The 17135-nt window shown below is 58.0% G+C and carries 16 protein-coding genes; 5 read left to right on the plus strand and 11 right to left on the minus strand.

The window, feature by feature from the left end; genetic code table 11:
* Positions 1 to 511 precede the first annotated feature (511 nt).
* The 8 genes from rlmC to rimK all read right to left on the minus strand — a co-directional run bounded on the left by rlmC (position 512) and on the right by rimK (position 8193).
* Positions 512 to 1642, minus strand: coding sequence for a 23S rRNA (uracil(747)-C(5))-methyltransferase RlmC (gene rlmC, locus EV102420_RS19155; protein ID WP_042395341.1), 1131 nt, complete (start codon positions 1640 to 1642; stop codon positions 512 to 514).
* A gap of 42 nt (positions 1643 to 1684) precedes the next feature.
* Positions 1685 to 2158: a YbjO family protein gene (locus EV102420_RS19160; RefSeq protein WP_042395344.1), complete on the minus strand. Its 474-nt coding sequence runs from the start codon at positions 2156 to 2158 to the stop codon at positions 1685 to 1687.
* A gap of 78 nt (positions 2159 to 2236) precedes the next feature.
* Positions 2237 to 3082: a putrescine ABC transporter permease PotI gene (gene potI, locus EV102420_RS19165; protein WP_042395345.1), complete on the minus strand. Its 846-nt coding sequence runs from the start codon at positions 3080 to 3082 to the stop codon at positions 2237 to 2239.
* Positions 3079 to 4032 (minus strand): putrescine ABC transporter permease PotH, encoded by a 954-nt coding sequence (gene potH, locus EV102420_RS19170; RefSeq protein ID WP_042395349.1) that lies wholly within the window; start codon positions 4030 to 4032, stop codon positions 3079 to 3081. Before potH ends, potI begins: the two co-directional genes overlap by 4 nt.
* 9 nt (positions 4033 to 4041) lie before the next feature.
* Positions 4042 to 5175 (minus strand): putrescine ABC transporter ATP-binding subunit PotG, encoded by a 1134-nt coding sequence (potG, locus tag EV102420_RS19175; RefSeq protein ID WP_042395352.1) that lies wholly within the window; start codon positions 5173 to 5175, stop codon positions 4042 to 4044.
* A gap of 89 nt (positions 5176 to 5264) precedes the next feature.
* The gene (gene potF, locus EV102420_RS19180; protein WP_042395355.1) at positions 5265 to 6374 is read right to left on the minus strand and encodes a spermidine/putrescine ABC transporter substrate-binding protein PotF; all 1110 of its coding nucleotides are present in this window, start codon (positions 6372 to 6374) and stop codon (positions 5265 to 5267) included.
* A 349-nt stretch (positions 6375 to 6723) separates the two neighbouring features.
* Entirely contained in the window at positions 6724 to 7203 is a 480-nt protein-coding gene (locus tag EV102420_RS19185) for a YbjN domain-containing protein (RefSeq protein WP_042395358.1), read from the minus strand.
* Between the two features lie 87 nt (positions 7204 to 7290).
* Positions 7291 to 8193, minus strand: coding sequence for a 30S ribosomal protein S6--L-glutamate ligase (gene rimK, locus EV102420_RS19190; RefSeq protein WP_042395361.1), 903 nt, complete (start codon positions 8191 to 8193; stop codon positions 7291 to 7293).
* A gap of 209 nt (positions 8194 to 8402) precedes the next feature.
* On the opposite strand from rimK, the gene EV102420_RS19195 reads away from it, so the two are divergent.
* Positions 8403 to 8672 carry a GrxA family glutaredoxin gene (locus EV102420_RS19195; RefSeq protein WP_042395364.1) on the plus strand — a complete coding sequence of 90 codons (270 nt, stop codon included), beginning with the start codon at positions 8403 to 8405 and terminating at the stop codon, positions 8670 to 8672.
* A gap of 15 nt (positions 8673 to 8687) precedes the next feature.
* On the opposite strand, the gene EV102420_RS19200 is transcribed toward EV102420_RS19195, so the two are convergent.
* Entirely contained in the window at positions 8688 to 9059 is a 372-nt protein-coding gene (locus tag EV102420_RS19200) for an inner membrane protein YbjM (RefSeq protein WP_042395378.1), read from the minus strand.
* Positions 9060 to 9342: 283 nt separating this feature from the next.
* On the opposite strand from EV102420_RS19200, the gene EV102420_RS19205 reads away from it, so the two are divergent.
* Complete coding sequence (locus tag EV102420_RS19205) at positions 9343 to 11028, plus strand: aspartate:alanine antiporter (RefSeq protein WP_042395381.1); 1686 nt, start codon at positions 9343 to 9345, stop codon at positions 11026 to 11028.
* A gap of 624 nt (positions 11029 to 11652) precedes the next feature.
* On the plus strand, positions 11653 to 12873 hold the full coding sequence (locus tag EV102420_RS19215; RefSeq protein WP_042395387.1) for an MFS transporter: 1221 nt from the start codon (positions 11653 to 11655) through the stop codon (positions 12871 to 12873).
* On the opposite strand, the gene EV102420_RS19220 is transcribed toward EV102420_RS19215, so the two are convergent.
* Positions 12836 to 14068 carry an MFS transporter gene (locus EV102420_RS19220; protein WP_042395389.1) on the minus strand — a complete coding sequence of 411 codons (1233 nt, stop codon included), beginning with the start codon at positions 14066 to 14068 and terminating at the stop codon, positions 12836 to 12838. The genes EV102420_RS19215 and EV102420_RS19220 overlap by 38 nt on opposite strands.
* A gap of 173 nt (positions 14069 to 14241) precedes the next feature.
* On the opposite strand from EV102420_RS19220, the gene ybjG reads away from it, so the two are divergent.
* Both ybjG and deoR read left to right on the plus strand, forming a co-directional pair.
* Positions 14242 to 14850, plus strand: coding sequence for an undecaprenyl-diphosphate phosphatase (gene ybjG / locus EV102420_RS19225; RefSeq protein WP_042395392.1), 609 nt, complete (start codon positions 14242 to 14244; stop codon positions 14848 to 14850).
* An 86-nt stretch (positions 14851 to 14936) separates the two neighbouring features.
* On the plus strand, positions 14937 to 15695 hold the full coding sequence (deoR, locus tag EV102420_RS19230) for a DNA-binding transcriptional repressor DeoR (RefSeq protein WP_042395394.1): 759 nt from the start codon (positions 14937 to 14939) through the stop codon (positions 15693 to 15695).
* Positions 15696 to 15712: 17 nt separating this feature from the next.
* Here deoR and dacC read toward each other — a convergent pair whose 3' ends face one another.
* Positions 15713 to 16921 carry a serine-type D-Ala-D-Ala carboxypeptidase gene (dacC, locus tag EV102420_RS19235; RefSeq protein ID WP_042395458.1) on the minus strand — a complete coding sequence of 403 codons (1209 nt, stop codon included), beginning with the start codon at positions 16919 to 16921 and terminating at the stop codon, positions 15713 to 15715.
* Between the last annotated feature and the right edge of the window lie 214 nt (positions 16922 to 17135).

A 17135-nucleotide genomic window follows, 5' to 3' on the forward strand; every position in this document is an offset into this window, starting at 1 on the left:
CTGCCCCTGTGCCCAGCAGCGGAGCGGCCACGGTGGCCGCCGCTGCCACGGCCGAGCCGATGGCGGCATAGGCCACGCCTTCAGCCAGCACACTGGTGATATCGGCGAGGACGGAGGCGTGAATAATCTCATCGCCCTGCCGGGCTGCGTAATTGTCGCTCATGCTTCAGGCGTTGCTCCTGCGCTAATAATAAAATCCGTATTATTTAATATCGATGCCATGCCTGCCCTGGCGGGAGACTTATTACGCTTACCGCTAATAATAAGTGGCTAACATTTTAATGAACGTTGCAACTTATAAAAAATATACGGGTACTTTACGCGCTGAGTTTTTCTGTGTTTTGTTTTAAAATGCTATTGCCTTTTATTATTCATTCACCTCCTGAATAGGATGCGCCACTATTTACCATGAATAAAATAGGCTGGAGAACGTTATAGCCAAGTGATTAAAAACAGCAGAGAGACGCTAATTTATAAAAGGCCGGGTAACGCTCGCCACCCGGCCTTTTTATTACCCTTCTCGCAGCAACAATGTTAATACTTCATAATGCGCCGTATGCGGGAACATATCGAATAGCTGCACGCGTTCAATACGGTACCCAGGCAGCGCGCGAATATCTTTCGCCATCGTTTCGGCATTGCAGCTAGAGTAAATAATCCACTGCGGAGCCATGGCGCTCAGATAGTCGCACAGCGGCTTGCCGATGCCGCGCCGCGGCGGGTTCACCACCACTAGCTCCGGCACCGCCCCCTGCCCCGTGGCAAATGCGGTGGAATCCAGCGCCTGGAAATGCACATTGTGCAGACCCAGCTCTTCAGCAGACTGTTTCGCGCAGGCGATGGCCTCTGGGGCGATCTCAATTCCGGTCAGCGTCATCTCCGGCGTCGCGCAGTGCAGGCCAAAGCCGCCTACGCCGCAGAAGAGGTCCCACATGTGCTTCACCGGCAGCGCCCGTACCCAGTCGCGGGCGGTGGCGTAGAGGCTTGCCGCCACGCTGGGGTTAGTCTGGAAGAAGCTCTGGGGGCGGATCCACAGCGGCACGCCGTTAAAGCGCTCCGCCAACGCCCGCTGGTCGGTGAGCCAGATCTCCTGCTCCCCCTCCATAATCGCCATATGCACCGGCTGGATGTTTACCGAGATCACCTTCAGCTGCGGCAGCTCGGCCTGCAGCGCAGGCAGCGCGGCGCGAAGCTGATCGAGCTTGGCCTCTGAACGCAGCACAAAGCGCAGCATCAGGCCGCCGTCGAGCTGGCTTTCGGTGAGCAGCAGGTACTTCAGCTCCCCGCGCTTGCGCGCCACGTTATAGGGCGTCAGGCCCGCTCGGGCAATAAAGGGCTTCAGGGCGGCAAAAACCGGGTAGAACGACGCCGGATAGAGCGGGCAGTCGGTGAGATCCTCCGGCGAGCCGTCGCGGTGCAGCATCCCCAGCAGCGGTTTCTCCACGCTGCCACTCACCACCATCTTGGCTTTGTTACGGAACCCCTGCTCCGGGCCGCTGACCGGGGTGCACCACTCGGCGACCGGCAGACCGTCCAGCAGCGCATGCAGGCTCGCCGTCTTGCTGGCAAGCTGTTGCGGGACCGGCTGGTCGATCCATTGACAGGAGCGACAGCGACCGGCGTCATAAAGGGCGCACTGCATGATAGAAACCTTCTTTTTTGCGGGGCGGGGATTGTACCACCGTTACTGGAAGCGGAAAAAGCGTCTGCAGGGGGATGGGATAAACAGCAAGGCAAGCACCAGCATATCCGGCAGCTTTTGCATCACCAGCGAGCGGAAAATTTCCCGTTTCGAGCCACCGGCAATACTGAACAGCTCTGGGTAGCCGTAACCCAGCGAGGCCGCCCACAGGTAGCCTGCGGCCACCACCTGGGTCAAGAGATAGAGCCAGCGCGCCCAGTTGCGGCCTTTAATGACCGAGAAGGCGCAGAGAAATTCAAGGAACAGCAGCAGCAGGCTGCCAAGGAAAATCAGCGTCAGGTTCCAGGTCTGGGCGCTGCGGTGGATAAAGTCCAGCGTCCCGCGCAGCCCCAGCAGGTTAAATAGCAGCAGCAGGTCGAGGCAGCGCATCGCAATAATAGCGATAGCCGCGACCTGAACCAGCGTCGGCACGTTAAGTCGCGCATGACCCTGCTGCGTTTTATTGAAAAATCCCACGGCGTAGCCTTCCCTGCGAAACGATGCCGCGATCGACGCGGCATCAGTGACCCATGACCTCAGCAAATAGTAGTGGGATCAGCCCTGCCTTGCACGCTGGATATCACGCGTTCGCTGCTTTTCTGCACGAGCCATCAAAAGCCAGGCGATAAAACCAACAACGCCCACCACGCCGAGGATAATCGACGCCAGGGCGTTGATCTCCGGGTTCACCCCCATGCGCACGCTGGAGAAGACCAGCATCGGCAGCGTCGTGGCTCCCGGCCCGGAGACGAAGCTGGCGATCACCAGATCGTCCAGCGACAGGGTAAAGGCCAGCAGCCAGCCGGAGATCACCGCCGGCATGATCATCGGCAGAGTGATGATAAAGAAGACTTTCACCGGGGTGGCACCGAGATCCATCGCCGCCTCCTCAATGGAGCGATCCAGCTCGCGCAGGCGGGAGGAGATCACCACCGCCACGTAGGCGGTACAGAAGGTTACGTGCGCCAGCCAGATGGTGAGCATCCCGCGATCCGCAGGCCAGCCAATAGCGTGAGCCAGAGCGACAAACAGCAGCAGCAGCGACAGGCCGGTGATCACGTCAGGCATAACCAGCGGGGCGGTGATCATAAAGGCAAAGCCGTTTGCGCCGCGAAAGCGTCCGAAGCGCACCATCACCACGGCGGCAATGGTCCCGAGGATCACCGCCATCGTTGCCGCGCAGGCGGCAATGGTCAGGCTTAACCCTACCGCGCTCATCATCGCGTCGTCGTGAAACAGCTCGCGATACCAGCGGGTAGACCACCCGGCCCACACCGTCACCAGCTTCGAGCTGTTGAACGAGTAGATCACCAGCATCAGCATTGGCGCGTAGAGGAAGGTAAACCCGAGAACCAGGATCAGGATCCGCCACGGGGAGCGCACTACCGGTAAATTGTTCATGCGTGGTCTCCCGTCGCTTTGCTCTGATGTTTATGGAACCACATGATTGGTACAATCAGCAGCAGCAGCATGATAATGGCGACCGCCGAGGCAACTGGCCAGTCACGGTTGTTAAAGAACTCCTGCCACAGCACGCGGCCAATCATGATGCTATCCGGGCCGCCGAGCAGTTCCGGGATCACGAACTCGCCCACCGCCGGGATAAACACCAGCATCGATCCCGCGATAATCCCGCCCTTGGTCAGGGGTACGATCACGCTAAAGAAGGTCTTAAGCGGTCGGGCACCGAGATCCAGCGAGGCTTCAACCAGCGAGTAGTCGATGCGCGTCAGGGCGGTGTAGATCGGCAGCACCATAAACGGCAGGTAGGCGTAAACAATGCCGATATAGACCGCGAGATTGGTGTGCAGAATAGTCAGCGGCTGGTCAATCACCCCCAGCCAGAGCAGGACGTTATTCAGCACGCCGTTGTTTTTCAGGATCCCCATCCAGGCGTAGACGCGGATCAGGAACGAGGTCCACGACGGCAGGATCACTAACAGCAGCAGGATGTTGCGCGTCGACGGCTTGCTGTGCGCCACCGCCCAAGCCAGCGGGTAGCCCAGCAGCAAGCAGCAGATCGTCGAGATGCCCGCCACCTGTAACGATTGCAGGTAGGCCTCGAAGTAGAGCGGATCGTCCGTAAGCTGGAGGAAGTTCCCCAGATTAAGGGTGATCGAGAGCTGGCCGTCGGCCCACTCCATCAGATCGGTATAGGGCGGGATCGCCCGCGCCATCTCGGCCAGGCTGATTTTAAAGACGATCAGAAACGGCAGTAAAAACAGCAGCGACAGCCAGATGTAGGGCAGCGCTATCACTAGCTTGCGCCCGTGCTTCATCTGCATCCGCGCCAGCCAGAGGGTAAAGCGGGACGTTTTTTCCACGCGGGCCGGGGGTTCTAATGTGCTCATCACCGCTCCTTAAACCGTTAGCACAACGCAGCTGTCGGCATCCCAGCAGAGACGGACTTCGTCGCCCCACGTCGGCAGGCCTTTGCGGTAGCGATGTTCATTCTGCAGCTGGGCGCTAATCATCTGTCCGCTCTTGAGGCGAACGTGGTAGATCGAGAGATCGCCGAGGTAGGCAATATGCACCACTTCACCCACGGCAAAGTTGAAGCCGTCGGCCGGGGCCTCGTCGCAGAGCATGATCTTCTCCGGGCGCAGGGCCACGTAGACCGGCACGTTGTCCACCACCGACGCATCCGCATCGACCTTCAGGGGATGCATCAGCCCCGGCGAGTCAATGACCAGACCATCCTCCTGGCGATCCTTCAGCAGCCCTTCGAAGACGTTCACCGAGCCGATAAACTCTGCGCTATAGCGGGTGGTTGGATGCTCGTAGATCTCCTCCGGCTCGCCGATCTGCACAAACTTGCCCCGGTTCATAATGGCGATACGTCCGGCCATGGTCATCGCCTCTTCCTGATCGTGGGTCACCATCACGCAGGTCACCCCTACCCGCTCAAGAATATCGACTACTTCCAGCTGCATCCGGTCGCGCAGCTTCTTATCCAGCGCCCCCATCGGCTCGTCGAGCAGCAGCAGCTTAGGCCGCTTCGCCAGACTGCGGGCCAGGGCCACGCGCTGACGCTGACCGCCCGAGAGCTGGTGCGGCTTACGCTTGGCAAACTCGCTCATGTGCACAAGGCCCAGCATCTCCGCGACCCGGCTAGCTATCTCCGCCTTCGGCAGCTTGTCCTGCTTCAGGCCGAAGGCAATGTTCTGCTCTACGGTCATATGCGGAAAGAGCGCGTAGGACTGGAACATCATATTGATGGGGCGCAGGTAGGGCGGCACGTGGGCCAGGTCAACGCCGTCCAGCATAATTTGCCCGGTGGTAGGCTGCTCGAAACCTGCCAGCATACGCAGCAGGGTTGATTTCCCGCAGCCGGACGCGCCCAGCAGGGCAAAAATCTCACCCTTGTAGATAGTCAGATTGACGTCATCCACGGCGTGTTGACCATCAAACGATTTGGTCAGGTTACGAATTTCCAGCAGCGGCGTCAGCGCCTTACGAGGTTTCGCCTGTGGGCGGGGGGTTGCGTCATTCACGGGATGCTCTCCGGCATACAGATAAACAGGTGCAAATGCACTAAAACGGTGCCTGATGTCCGGTGGCGCGAACGCCACCGGATACGGTCTTATTTACCGCTCTTCACTTTGGTCCATGCGCGGGTTCTCACGCGATCGATTTTCGGCTCCTGCACCTTCAGGGTAAAGAGCTTGGCGAAGACGTCCGCCGGTGGGAAAATCGCCGGATTTTCGCGAACTTCAGCGCTGATCAGCGGCACAGAGGCCTTGTTGCCGTTAGCATAGAAGACGTGGTCGCTGATGTGGGCGATAACGTCCGGACGCATCAGGTAGTTGAGGAACTGGTAGGCTTCCTCTTTGTTTTTGGCATCTTTCGGCATGGCGAAGACGTCAAAGAAGGCCAGCGCCCCCTCTTTCGGGATGATATAGGAGACCTTAACGCCGTTTTTCGCCTCTTTCGCACGGTTCGCCGCCTGCCAGACATCCCCTGCCCAGCCAATCGCCACGCAGATATCGCCGTTGGCCAGATCGTTAATGTACTGAGAGGAGTGGAAGTAGCGGATATTTGGCCGCAGCTTCAGCAGCAGATCGGTGGCCGCGCCGGTGTAGTCGTCCGCTTTGCTGCTGTTGGGATCTTTACCCAGATAGTTCAGCACGGTGGCGAAGATCTCTTCCGGGGCATCGAGGAAGGAGACGCCGCAGCTCTTCAGCTTCTCAAGGTTTTCCGGTTTCATCACCAGATCCCAGCTGTCCACCGGCACGTCGCCCAGCACCGCTTTCACCTTATCAACGTTATAGCCAATGCCGGTGGTTGCCCACAGGTACGGCATCGCGTACTTGTTCTCAGGATCGTGCTTGGCCACCATCTTCAGCACGTCTGGATCCATGTTTTTCCAGTTCGGCAGCTTGCTCTTATCCAGCGGCTGGAACACGCCTGCGGTCAGCTGGCGCTCCAGGAAGCTGGCGGAGGGCACAACCAGATCGAAGCCGGTGCTGCCCGCCATCAGTTTGCCTTCGAGCACCTCGTTGGAGTCAAACACGTCGTAAACCACTTTGATACCGGTCTCTTTTTCAAAGTTTGCCACCGTGTCCGGGGCAATATAATCAGACCAGTTATAGACGTGCAGCGTCTTCTGCTCGGCTGCCAGCGTGCCGGCGGAGACCGCCATCAGCGCGCCTGCTACCAGACCGGACAACCATTTTTTATTCAGGGTGGTCATATCTCATTCCTTCTGGAAAGTTCGTGAATAGACGAACTAAATGTACGCATTAAAGATATGCAAGAATCGTGCATACTTTATCACTCTGCACAGCTTCGGGTATGAGACGCCACCCGGCAGACGCTGCAAGCTTTTTAAAGCAGCGCAAGAATAACTGTAGCCAGGGTTAGAGGCTATAGGTCAGGTTAAAAACCGGGTTTTATCAATTTTTTATTCACTATTTGTCTATACGATAGCCCGATAGCGCCATCATGGCGGTGAATAAAACTGGTGGGAGGCAGGAAATGCAGAATAAAAGCGGGGAAGAATGCAGCCGCTATGGCAGCGACTGCGCTAATGTCGTTAGGGTTTAGTGAAGAAAATTGCGTACCGTTTCACCGGTAACGGCCTCGTCTTCCTCGGCATTAAACAGCAGCTGCTGCGCGCAGGCTTCGAGGATCACCATGGAGACCTGCTCCTCGCTGTGACGCATAAACCAGGCAAACTGCTTCAGGTTCACGCCAGGGGCGGCGAACAGCGACTGGCACACCACCAGCTTCGGCAGATTATCATCCTGAATGTCGAGGAAGGCTTTAATCGTCAGCGAGCTGGCGTTAATTGCAGAGAGATCGGCCGCCAGCGCCAGCAGCGCCGTGGGCTTGACCTCTGCCATCGCTGAGAAGAGAACAATATCATCAACCAGATCGATTTTGGCGTCGTAGATGCCGTCAAAGTTTTGCATATGCGGCAGGTGTAGCGCCTGGCAGGTGTCACACTCATAAAAACTGATGCCCAGCTCGTCAAGCCAATGACGCAAGGTGTCCAGACTGGGTACGACGAGTGAATCCATAATAGGGGGTGACCTCTGTAAAAAAATTTGCGGGCATAGCTTACGCAAAAAACGCCCTGTATACCATTTATACTGCCGGAAAAGCGCCTAGCCGCCCGTTTTCAGACAAAAGCCGGGGGTGGCCTGCTGCTCGATCCAGGCGATCATCCGCCCGGCAATGTCTACCCCAGTGGCTTTCTCAATGCCCTCCAGGCCCGGCGAGGCGTTCACTTCCATCACCAGCGGCCCACGATCGGCGCGTAGAATATCGACCCCGGCGACCTCCAGCCCTAGCGTGCGCGCTGCCAGCAGAGCGATCTCTCGCTCGCGCAGGGTAATGTTAGCCTCCGTTGCCACGCCGCCGCGGTGCAGGTTGGAGCGGAAATCCCCCTCTTTCGCCCGCCGCTCGATGGCCGCCACCACCTCATCCCCCACTACCAGGCAGCGAATGTCGCACCCTTTGGCTTCTTTAATATACTCCTGCACCAGAATGTGGGCGTTGAGACCGCGAAAGGCGTCGATCACGCTCTCTGCCGCCTGGCGCGTCTCCGCCAGCACCACGCCGATGCCCTGAGTGCCTTCCACCAGCTTGACCACCAGCGGTGCGCCACCGACCATGTCGATAAGATCGCTGGTGTCATCTGGCGAGTGGGCAATACCGGTCACCGGCAGATCGATTCCCTGGCGCGCCAGCAGCTGCAGCGAGCGCAGCTTGTCTCTGGCACGGGTGATAGCCACGGACTCGTTGAGGGGGTAGCTGCCGAGCATTTCGAACTGGCGCAGCGCCGCCGTGCCGTAGAAGGTGATGGCGGAGCCGATGCGTGGGATCACGGCATCAAAGTAAGGGAGCTGGCGGCCCTGGTAGTGGATCGACGAGGCCGCCGGACTGATGTTCATATAGCAGGAGAGCGGATCGAGGATCTCGATGGTGTGGCCCCGCTGTACCGCTGCTTCACGCAGCCGTTTACACGAATAGAGCGTTCCATCCCGGGACAATATGGCAATTTTCACCCTGCACCTCTCTACAATAACGGTGTCGCAGCCGCATCACTATCATACACGCAGCGAGGCGCAGGATGAACGGGATTTATCGCGTCGTCCTGCTTTGACGAAACATAGCCTGATGGCATCGAAACGACAGGTAAAACCTTCTTTCTATTACCTGAGGTAATCGGCATGATAGCCCTATTCGCTGTCTGGCTTAACGTTAAGGAGAGAGTATGTTCGCTGTAATTTTTGGACGCCCTGGCTGTCCCTACTGCGTACGCGCAAAAGAACTTGCAGATAAACTGAGCACCGAGCGTGACGACTTTAGCTATCGCTATGTCGATATTCATGCGGAAGGGATCACCAAAGCCGATCTGGAAAAGACCGTTGGCAAGCCGGTTGAAACCGTGCCGCAGATCTTCCTCGATCAGAAGCATATCGGTGGCTGCACCGACTTTGAAGCCTATGCTAAAGCGCATCTGGGCCTCTTTGCCGAGCAGTAAGCACGCCTGGGGGCGCTAGCTGCGCCCCCGTCTTCCCAACAGGCTGCGAATGAACAGATAGCAGAGCGCGCCCAGCGCACACCAGAACACCGCGCTAAACAGCCACGCCATCTCCTGCCAGACTGAACGTATCGGCGTCAAAAAGAGCAGCATCAGCACAAAGCAGAACGTTGCCCCCAGCATTGCGCCTACCACCGGCAGCACTACCCGACGTTTAGTCGAGACAAAGCTGGCCACCGCACCGGGAATGATAAAAAAGAGCAGCCCCAGCTCGGGATGGCTGGCAGGCTGAAAGGCCCCTCTCACGTTTAATATATGCGACAGGTAGACCACAATAAAAAGCAGGAAGCAGCAAAGCGCGCCCGCCCAACCACGTTTAGACTTCAAATAATCCTCCTGACATCGCCTCTATCGAACATTTCTTCGCCCCAAAGGAACGTCCGGTTTGATAAAGCAGTGTGGCTATCCTTGCCAAAAAAGCACCCACGCGAATGCGCGATTCTTAACTAGCCGTTGTTTCTTAATACGATTAAACTAACGGCCTGATCTGTTTTGCGGTCATTGTTTTGTTTGCAGCAGCGTGACATAAAGGTCCACTGACGTAAGTAAAACATTAGCGTAAATCACCATTTCTTTCAACAGCTTACTAGTAAACAAGAAGTTAGCCTCCGTGAATATAAACGTCGCAGATTTGTTAAATGGGAATTACATACTGTTATTATTTGTGGTGCTGGCGTTAGGCCTGTGCCTGGGAAAATTACGGCTAGGCTCGGTACAACTTGGTAATTCCATTGGCGTTTTAGTGGTTTCGCTATTATTAGGCCAGCAGCATTTCGCCATTAACACCGACGCCCTGAATCTCGGCTTTATGCTGTTTATTTTTTGCGTCGGCGTAGAAGCCGGGCCCAACTTTTTTTCGATTTTCTTTCGCGACGGCAAAAATTACCTGATGCTGGCGCTGGTGATGGTCGGCAGCGCGCTGCTGATTGCGCTGGGGCTGGGCAAGCTGTTTGGCTGGGATATCGGCCTCACCGCCGGGATGCTAGCGGGGTCGATGACCTCTACGCCAGTGCTGGTGGGCGCGGGAGATACCCTGCGCCACTCCGGGATGGCCAGTGACCAGCTGAGTTCCGCCCTCGATAACCTGAGCCTCGGCTACGCCCTGACCTACCTTATTGGGCTGGTTAGCCTGATCTTTGGCGCGCGCTATATGCCGAAGCTACAGCATCAGGACCTACAGACCAGCGCCCAGCAGATCGCCCGCGAGCGCGGTCTCGACAACGACGCTAACCGCAAAGTGTATCTTCCGGTGATCCGCGCTTACCGCGTTGGGCCGGAGCTGGTGGCGTGGGCCGACGGTAAAAACCTGCGCGAGCTGGGTATCTATCGCCAGACCGGGTGCTACATCGAGCGTATTCGCCGTAACGGCATACTGGCGACCCCGGACGGCGATGCGGTTTTACAGATGGGAGATGAGATCTCGCTGGTGGGCTACCCTGACGCCCATGCCCGTCTCGACCCTAGCTTCCGTAACGGCAAAGAGGTCTTTGACCGCGACCTGCTCGACATGCGCATCGTCACCGAAGAGATCGTGGTCAAGAACCACAACGTGGTGGGCCGCCGCCTCGCCCAGCTCAAGCTTACCGATCACGGCTGCTTCCTGAACCGGGTGATCCGCAGCCAGATCGAGATGCCAATTGACGACAGCATCGTGCTCAATAAAGGCGACGTGTTGCAGGTGAGCGGCGACGCGCGACGGGTGAAAACCATCGCCGACCGCATCGGCTTTATCTCGATTCACAGCCAGGTCACCGATCTGCTGGCGTTTTGCGCCTTCTTTATCGTCGGCCTGATGATCGGCATGATCACCTTCCAGTTCAGCTCGTTTAGCTTTGGCATCGGCAACGCGGCAGGTCTGCTGTTCGCCGGGATCATGCTCGGCTTCCTGCGTGCCAACCACCCGACCTTTGGCTACATCCCTCAGGGGGCGCTGAACATGGTGAAGGAGTTTGGCCTGATGGTGTTTATGGCGGGCGTTGGCCTGAGCGCCGGGAGCGGCATCGGCCACGGCCTTGGCGCAGTGGGTGGTCAGATGCTGGTCGCCGGGCTGCTGGTAAGCCTGGTGCCGGTGGTGATCTGCTTCCTGTTCGGCGCCTACGTGCTGCGGATGAACCGCGCCATGCTCTTCGGCGCGATGATGGGAGCCCGCACCTGCGCCCCGGCAATGGAGATCATCAGCGACACCGCGCGGAGCAACATCCCCGCGCTCGGCTATGCTGGCACCTACGCCATCGCCAACGTGCTGCTGACCCTGGCCGGGACGCTGATCATCATCATCTGGCCCGGCCTCGGATAACTCTGAAGATAGATGGTTGCGCAAAAAAATTTCTGGCATCACGCGAACTTTTTATAGAAGTGCCAGTCATAACTAGTGCCACTGCTTTTCTTTGATGTCCCCATTTTGTGGAGCCCATCAACCCCGCCATCTTTGGTTCAAGGTTGATGGGTTTTTTGTTTTCTGGGGGGGTAGAATATTTTTTGTAGGCCGGTGCAAGCGCAGCGCCGCCCGGCGTTTCCTCCCGGAGCAAAGGTTAGTCAACATCTATCTGGAGATGAAACTATGGAGAGCAAAGGATCAATTTCGTGCTATCGAAAATATTAAAATTAGCTATTACATTTACGTCAGAGGTGTTTGGCACGCTTATCCTGACGGTGACTATTTTCGGAATTTTTTATACTGGTTTTACTAATGAAGGGATAATGCAAATAGTCGGTCCCTTAATAGTGCTGGCTGGCGGGATTGCTGTTTATGTTGTCATTATGCTCATTGCACACAAGCTCGATAAAACTCGCTAAACCGCCCGGCGGCACTTACGTTTGCCGGGCCTACGGATTGACCTCCCCACCTTTCCTCCTGCATTCCTCGCCAAATCTTGCTACTGTTAACCGACGCCAAAACCATAACGATAGATAAGACGCTATGACCTCCTCTTCTCGCTCTGCACTTAACCACCGTCTCTGGGCTCTATTTACCTTCTTCTTTATCCCTGGGCTGCTGATGGCCTCCTGGGCTACGCGCACGCCAGCCATTCGCGACATCCTGTCGGTTTCCACCGCAGAGATGGGCGCGGTGCTGTTTGGCCTCTCCGTCGGCTCGATGAGCGGCGTTCTCTCCTCCGCATGGCTGGTCAAGCGCTTCGGCACCCGCAACGTCATCCGCGCCAGCATGTCGGTATCGGTTTTGGGCATGACGGTGCTGAGTCTTGCCCTGTGGTTCGCCTCACCGCTGCTGTTTGCCGTTGGTCTGGCGCTATTTGGAGCCAGCCTGGGAGCAGCCGAAGTAGCGATTAATATCGAAGGTGCGGTGGTAGAGCAGAAGATGAACAAAACAGTGCTGCCGATGATGCACGGTTTCTACAGCCTCGGCACGCTGGTGGGCGCAGGTATCGGCATGACGCTCACCGCCTGGGGCGTGACCGCTACGCTGCACGTTCTGCTGGCGGCGCTGATGGCCATCGTACCCATCCTGATCGCCATCACCGCGATCCCCGACGGCACCGGACGTAACGACGCCAGCGACACGCAGAAAAAGCAGAAAGGTCGTCCCTTCTATCGCGATACCCAACTGCTGCTGATCGGTGTGGTAGTGCTGGCGATGGCCTTTGCCGAAGGCTCCGCCAACGACTGGCTGCCGCTGCTGATGGTAGACGGCCACGGCTTCACCCCCACCTCGGGATCGCTGATCTACACCGGCTTTACTCTTGGCATGACCGTCGGACGCTTTACCGGCGGCTGGTTTATCGATCGCTATAGCCGCGTCACGGTGGTGCGGGCCAGTGCGATTATGGGTGGGCTGGGGATTGCGCTGATCATCTTCGTCGATAGCGCGTGGGTGGCAGGCGTCTCCGTTCTGCTGTGGGGTCTGGGCGCGTCCCTTGGCTTCCCGCTCACCATCTCCGCCGCCAGCGACACCGGGCCGGACGCCGCAACCCGCGTAAGCGTGGTGGCGACAACCGGGTACCTGGCGTTTCTGGTAGGACCGCCGCTGCTCGGCTTCCTGGGCGAGCACTACGGCCTGCGCAGCGCCATGATGGTGGTGCTGGGGCTGATGGTGGTTGCAGTTATCGTGGCCAGGGCGGTCGCGAAGCCGGACCAGAGCGCCGCTAGCCGTTCAGAGAGCGCCCCACCGACCGGTCCTTAAGGAAGATCACCATCAGTCCTAGCCAGAGCAGGCCGTTGAGCAGGTTGAAGAGGCTAAACAGCCCTTCCCCACCGCTCAGGTAAGCGTGCTTGCTCAGCTCGATGCCGACGGTAAATATCGTCATCTGTAACATGCCCATGGCGGCGGATACCGTTCCTTTACTGATGTCGCTGGCAAACAGCGTCAGGCGTACCAGCCCGGCGTTGGCGAGGCCGATCCCGAACGCATAGAGGCTCAGCCCGGCGGTCATCCACAGGTAAGCATGGGATTCAACCATCGTCGCCACGGCCGCCAGCAGCAGTCCGGCAACGATCGGCCAGCCGCCCATGATGATCAGTGACCGCACGCTGCGCCGCGAAGTCATCCGGGCCAGCACGAGATTACCCGCGATCAACGCCCCGAAGATCGGCACCTGCAGCAGGCCGTACTCATAGCTGCTCATCTCCTCACCGCTGATAATAATAATCGGCGACTGGGCGATCCACGCCAGCAGCGGCAGGCTGACAAAGCCCGTCGCCAGCGCACCGGCCACGAAACGGCCATTTTTCAACACTGCTTTATAATCCCGACCCAGCTCCTTCAGGGAGAGCTTCTCCCCAAGACGGGTAGCGGTCTCCGGCATCGCCCGGTGCAGGCCAAAGAAGGCGATGGCCGCCAGCAGCGCGAAGAGAATAAACATCCCCTCCCACGGTGCGACGTTTACCCAAGCAGCCCCCACCAGCGGGCCAAGCAGGGGAGCAATCAGCGCCACGTTCGCCATCAGGGCGGTGATCTTGATGCACACCGCCTCCTCGAACGACTCCTGAATAGCGGCATAACCTACCGCGCCAATAAAGCAAAGGCTCACCCCCTGCAAAAAGCGCAGGATGGTGAACTGCTCAATGTTCTGCGCCAGCAGCGTTGCCAGACAGGTGACAATAAACCACACCACCCCGGTAAGCATCACCGGACGGCGGCCAATGCGGTCCGACAGCGGCCCAAGCAGCCACTGTAAAAACATGCCCCCGGCCAGATAGGCGGTCATGGAGGTCGGCACCCACTCGATGCCAGCATGGTACTGCGCAACCACGGCCAGCATCCCCGGCTGGATCATGTCGTTGCCGATATAGGTGGAGAACTCGTAGAGCACCAGGCACAGGGGAAACATCAGTGCCTGGCGGCCTAAACGGCCTCTGGAAGATGAACGATTTTGCATGTAGCCTCTTTATCCTTAAGATCGCGCAGAGTGTAGTGAAAACGTCGCGCTGGCGGTAGTGAATTCTCTGTGGCAGCGCACGTTTAATACCCTTTACTAGCTTAAGGTTCGTTTAAGGTCGACGCTGCACAATGGATGCCCTTTTTAATAGTCAACAGGAGTGACGGCACCCCATGCTGGAAAATCTCAACCACACGCTTTTTTACTGGCTGAACGCCACCCCCGACTCCCCGTCCTGGCTGATCGACCTGGCAATCTATGTCGCCAAAGATCTGATTACCCTGCTGCCGCTGCTGGCGGCAGCGCTGTGGCTCTGGGGGCCGCACAATCGGGTGAGCGCCCAGCGCCAGCTGGTGATCAAAACGGCAATGGCGCTGACGGTGAGCATGAGCCTCTCCTGGTTGATAGGTCATCTTTTCCCCCACGACAGGCCGTTTGCCCAGCACGCGGGCTATAATTTCTTACATCACGCGGCGAACTACTCCTACCCCAGCGATCACGGCACGGTGGCGTTTACCTTCGCGCTGGCATTTCTGTTCTGGCATCGGCTCTGGTCTGGCTGCGCGCTGTTGGCCATCGCGTTGAGCATCGCCTGGTCACGCGTCTACCTGGGCATTCACTGGCCGCTGGATATGCTGGGCGGATTGCTGATCGCCCTCAGCGGCTGCCTGGCCGCACAGATGCTCTGGCAGGTTTGCGGAAGAGGCGTGCTCCGGGTCCTGCACCTCATCTACCGCCGCTGTTTTGCTCTGCCTATCCGCAAAGGCTGGGTGCGTGGGTGACTTAACCTGGCCGCGCAGGTAATATTGGACGCCCTGCCTCAGGCAGGGTTTTACTAATGTGCCAAGGATATTGCGCCAGGGGATCTATGGAAACGAAACGTGACGAAAGGATCGGCCAGCTGCTGCAGGCCCTGAAGCGGAGCGACAAGCTGCATCTGAAAGAGGCTGCGACGTTGCTTGGCGTGTCTGAAATGACCATTCGTCGCGATCTGAACGCCAAAAGCGCACCGGTGGTACTACTGGGGGGCTACCTGGTGCTGGAGCCGCGCACCGCCAGCCACTATCTGCTGAGCGATCAGAAAACGCGCCTGGTAGAGGAGAAGCGCCTCGCTGCCCGCCATGCGGCAACCCTGGTCCAGGCCCACCAGATGGTGTTTTTCGACTGCGGCACCACGACGCCGTGGATTATCGACGCCATCAGCGACGAGCTGCCCTTCACCGCCGTCTGCTATGCCCTGAATACCTTTCTCGCGCTGCAGGAGAAGCCGCTCTGCCGGACTATTCTCTGCGGCGGGGAGTTCCATGCCAGCAACGGCATCTTCAACCCGCTCAACTTTAAAGAGACGCTAAACAATCTCTGTCCCGATCTCGCCTTCTATTCCGCGGCGGGCGTCCATCCGGAGATGGGCGCGACCTGCTTTAACCTTGAGGAGCTGCCAGTAAAACACTGGGCGATGAGCCGGGCGCAGTATCACGTGCTGGTGGTCGATCACAGCAAGTTTGGCAAAGTGCGCCCGGCCTGCATGGGTGACCTGAGCCAGTTCGATGCTATCGCCAGCGACGTCCGTCCTGACGATAGCCTCATTGCGCTGGCAAAAGCGCAGGACATCGCCCTGCTCTACTAAGGCATGCGGCGGTTGGGCTATGAGAACCAGCTGCCGAACCAGCCGTGGAGTTTCATCAGCACGAAATCCCACATCCGGCTCAAGAACCCGCCCTCTTCTACCGGCTCCATAACGATCAGGGGACGCTGCTCAATGGATTTACCGTTAAGCTGGAAATCGATGGAACCCACCACCTGGCCTTTTTTCAGCGGCGCGGTGAGCTGCGGGTCGTTTAATTTCCAGGTCGCCTTCAGGTTCTTCAGCTGCCCTTTGGGAATGGTGATCGAGCCCGCTTCGCCTGCGCCGAGCTTCGCCTCGCTGCTGTCGCCAAACCAGACGCGGGTGGTGGCGAAGGTAGCATCGGGCTTGATTGGGGTCACGGTTTCAAAGAAGCGGAAGCCCCAGGTGAGCAGCTTCTCTGACTCGTTGAAGCGAATGCGATCGGTTTTACTGCCCAGCACCACCGAGATGAGCCGCATATCCCCCTGCGTGGCGGATGCCACCAGGTTGTAGCCTGCCCCTTCGGTGGTGCCGGTCTTCATCCCGTCGACGTTGAGATTCGTGCTCCACAGCAGGCGGTTACGGTTCGGCTGGCGGATCTTGTTGAAGGTAAACTCTTTCTCTTTATGAATGGCGTACTCTTCCGGCACGTCGTGGATCAGCGCCTTGCCCAGCAGGGCCATATCGCGAGCGGTGCTGAACTGCCCCGGCGCGTCGAGACCGTGCACCGTTTTAAAGGTAGTACTGGTCAGCCCCAGCCGCTGGGCGTAGTTGTTCATCAGCCCGACAAAGGCATCCTGGCTCCCCGCCACGTAGTCGGCAATGGCGATGCTGGCATCGTTCCCCGACTGGATAATGACGCCTTTATTGAGATCCGCTACCGAGACCTGATCCCCTGGCTTGAGGAACATCAGCGACGAGCCGCGCAGGGCCGGGTTGCCGGTCGCCCACGCGTCTTTCCCCACGGTGACCATATCATTGAGGTGAATTTTCCCTGCCTTCAGCGCCTGGCCGGTGACGTAGCTGGTCATCAGCTTGGTCAGGCTGGCCGGATCCAGCTTCTCATCGGCGTTACCTTCCGCCAGCACCTTACCACTGGCGTAATCCATCAGGATCCACGCCCGGGCATCAACCGCAGGTGCTGCCGGGGCCGCAACCTGCTCGGCGGCAAACAGAGAGGGAGAAAAAAGAACCACAAGCGCCGAGGCCGTAGCCAGGCCGCGGAGGGACAGAGAAAAATGCGTCATAAAGGCCACCCGAGTATCCATTCTAAAAAAACCGCGTTAGCTCACCGCTACGCGCTAAACGGTGAGTAGTAACGTACAAAAGCCGTGAAGAAAACCGCCAGCTGGTAAAGTTTTTTAAAGTTTACGCAAAATCACATTCCCATGCTGCTGCGAGTGGGATTTTTTTGTTATCCGTTGCCTGAATGTTCACTTTATCCCACTATGTCAGCCATAA

It is taken from the genome of Pseudescherichia vulneris NBRC 102420 (assembly GCF_000759795.1).
Classification (GTDB): Bacteria; Pseudomonadota; Gammaproteobacteria; order Enterobacterales; family Enterobacteriaceae; genus Pseudescherichia; species Pseudescherichia vulneris.

What these genes read in the sequence shown, in the direction of transcription:
- rlmC (WP_042395341.1), bottom strand. Translation starts at nt 1,642, where the DNA reads ATGCAGTGCGCCCTTTATGACGCCGGTCGCTGTCGCTCCTGTCAATGG.
- potI (WP_042395345.1), bottom strand. Translation starts at nt 3,082, where the DNA reads ATGAACAATTTACCGGTAGTGCGCTCCCCGTGGCGGATCCTGATCCTG.
- potH (WP_042395349.1), bottom strand. Translation starts at nt 4,032, where the DNA reads ATGAGCACATTAGAACCCCCGGCCCGCGTGGAAAAAACGTCCCGCTTT.
- potF (WP_042395355.1), bottom strand. Translation starts at nt 6,374, where the DNA reads ATGACCACCCTGAATAAAAAATGGTTGTCCGGTCTGGTAGCAGGCGCG.
- EV102420_RS19185 (WP_042395358.1), bottom strand. Translation starts at nt 7,203, where the DNA reads ATGGATTCACTCGTCGTACCCAGTCTGGACACCTTGCGTCATTGGCTT.
- EV102420_RS19195 (WP_042395364.1), top strand. Translation starts at nt 8,403, where the DNA reads ATGTTCGCTGTAATTTTTGGACGCCCTGGCTGTCCCTACTGCGTACGC.
- EV102420_RS19215 (WP_042395387.1), top strand. Translation starts at nt 11,653, where the DNA reads ATGACCTCCTCTTCTCGCTCTGCACTTAACCACCGTCTCTGGGCTCTA.
- EV102420_RS19220 (WP_042395389.1), bottom strand. Translation starts at nt 14,068, where the DNA reads ATGCAAAATCGTTCATCTTCCAGAGGCCGTTTAGGCCGCCAGGCACTG.
- ybjG (WP_042395392.1), top strand. Translation starts at nt 14,242, where the DNA reads ATGCTGGAAAATCTCAACCACACGCTTTTTTACTGGCTGAACGCCACC.
- deoR (WP_042395394.1), top strand. Translation starts at nt 14,937, where the DNA reads ATGGAAACGAAACGTGACGAAAGGATCGGCCAGCTGCTGCAGGCCCTG.
- dacC (WP_042395458.1), bottom strand. Translation starts at nt 16,921, where the DNA reads ATGACGCATTTTTCTCTGTCCCTCCGCGGCCTGGCTACGGCCTCGGCG.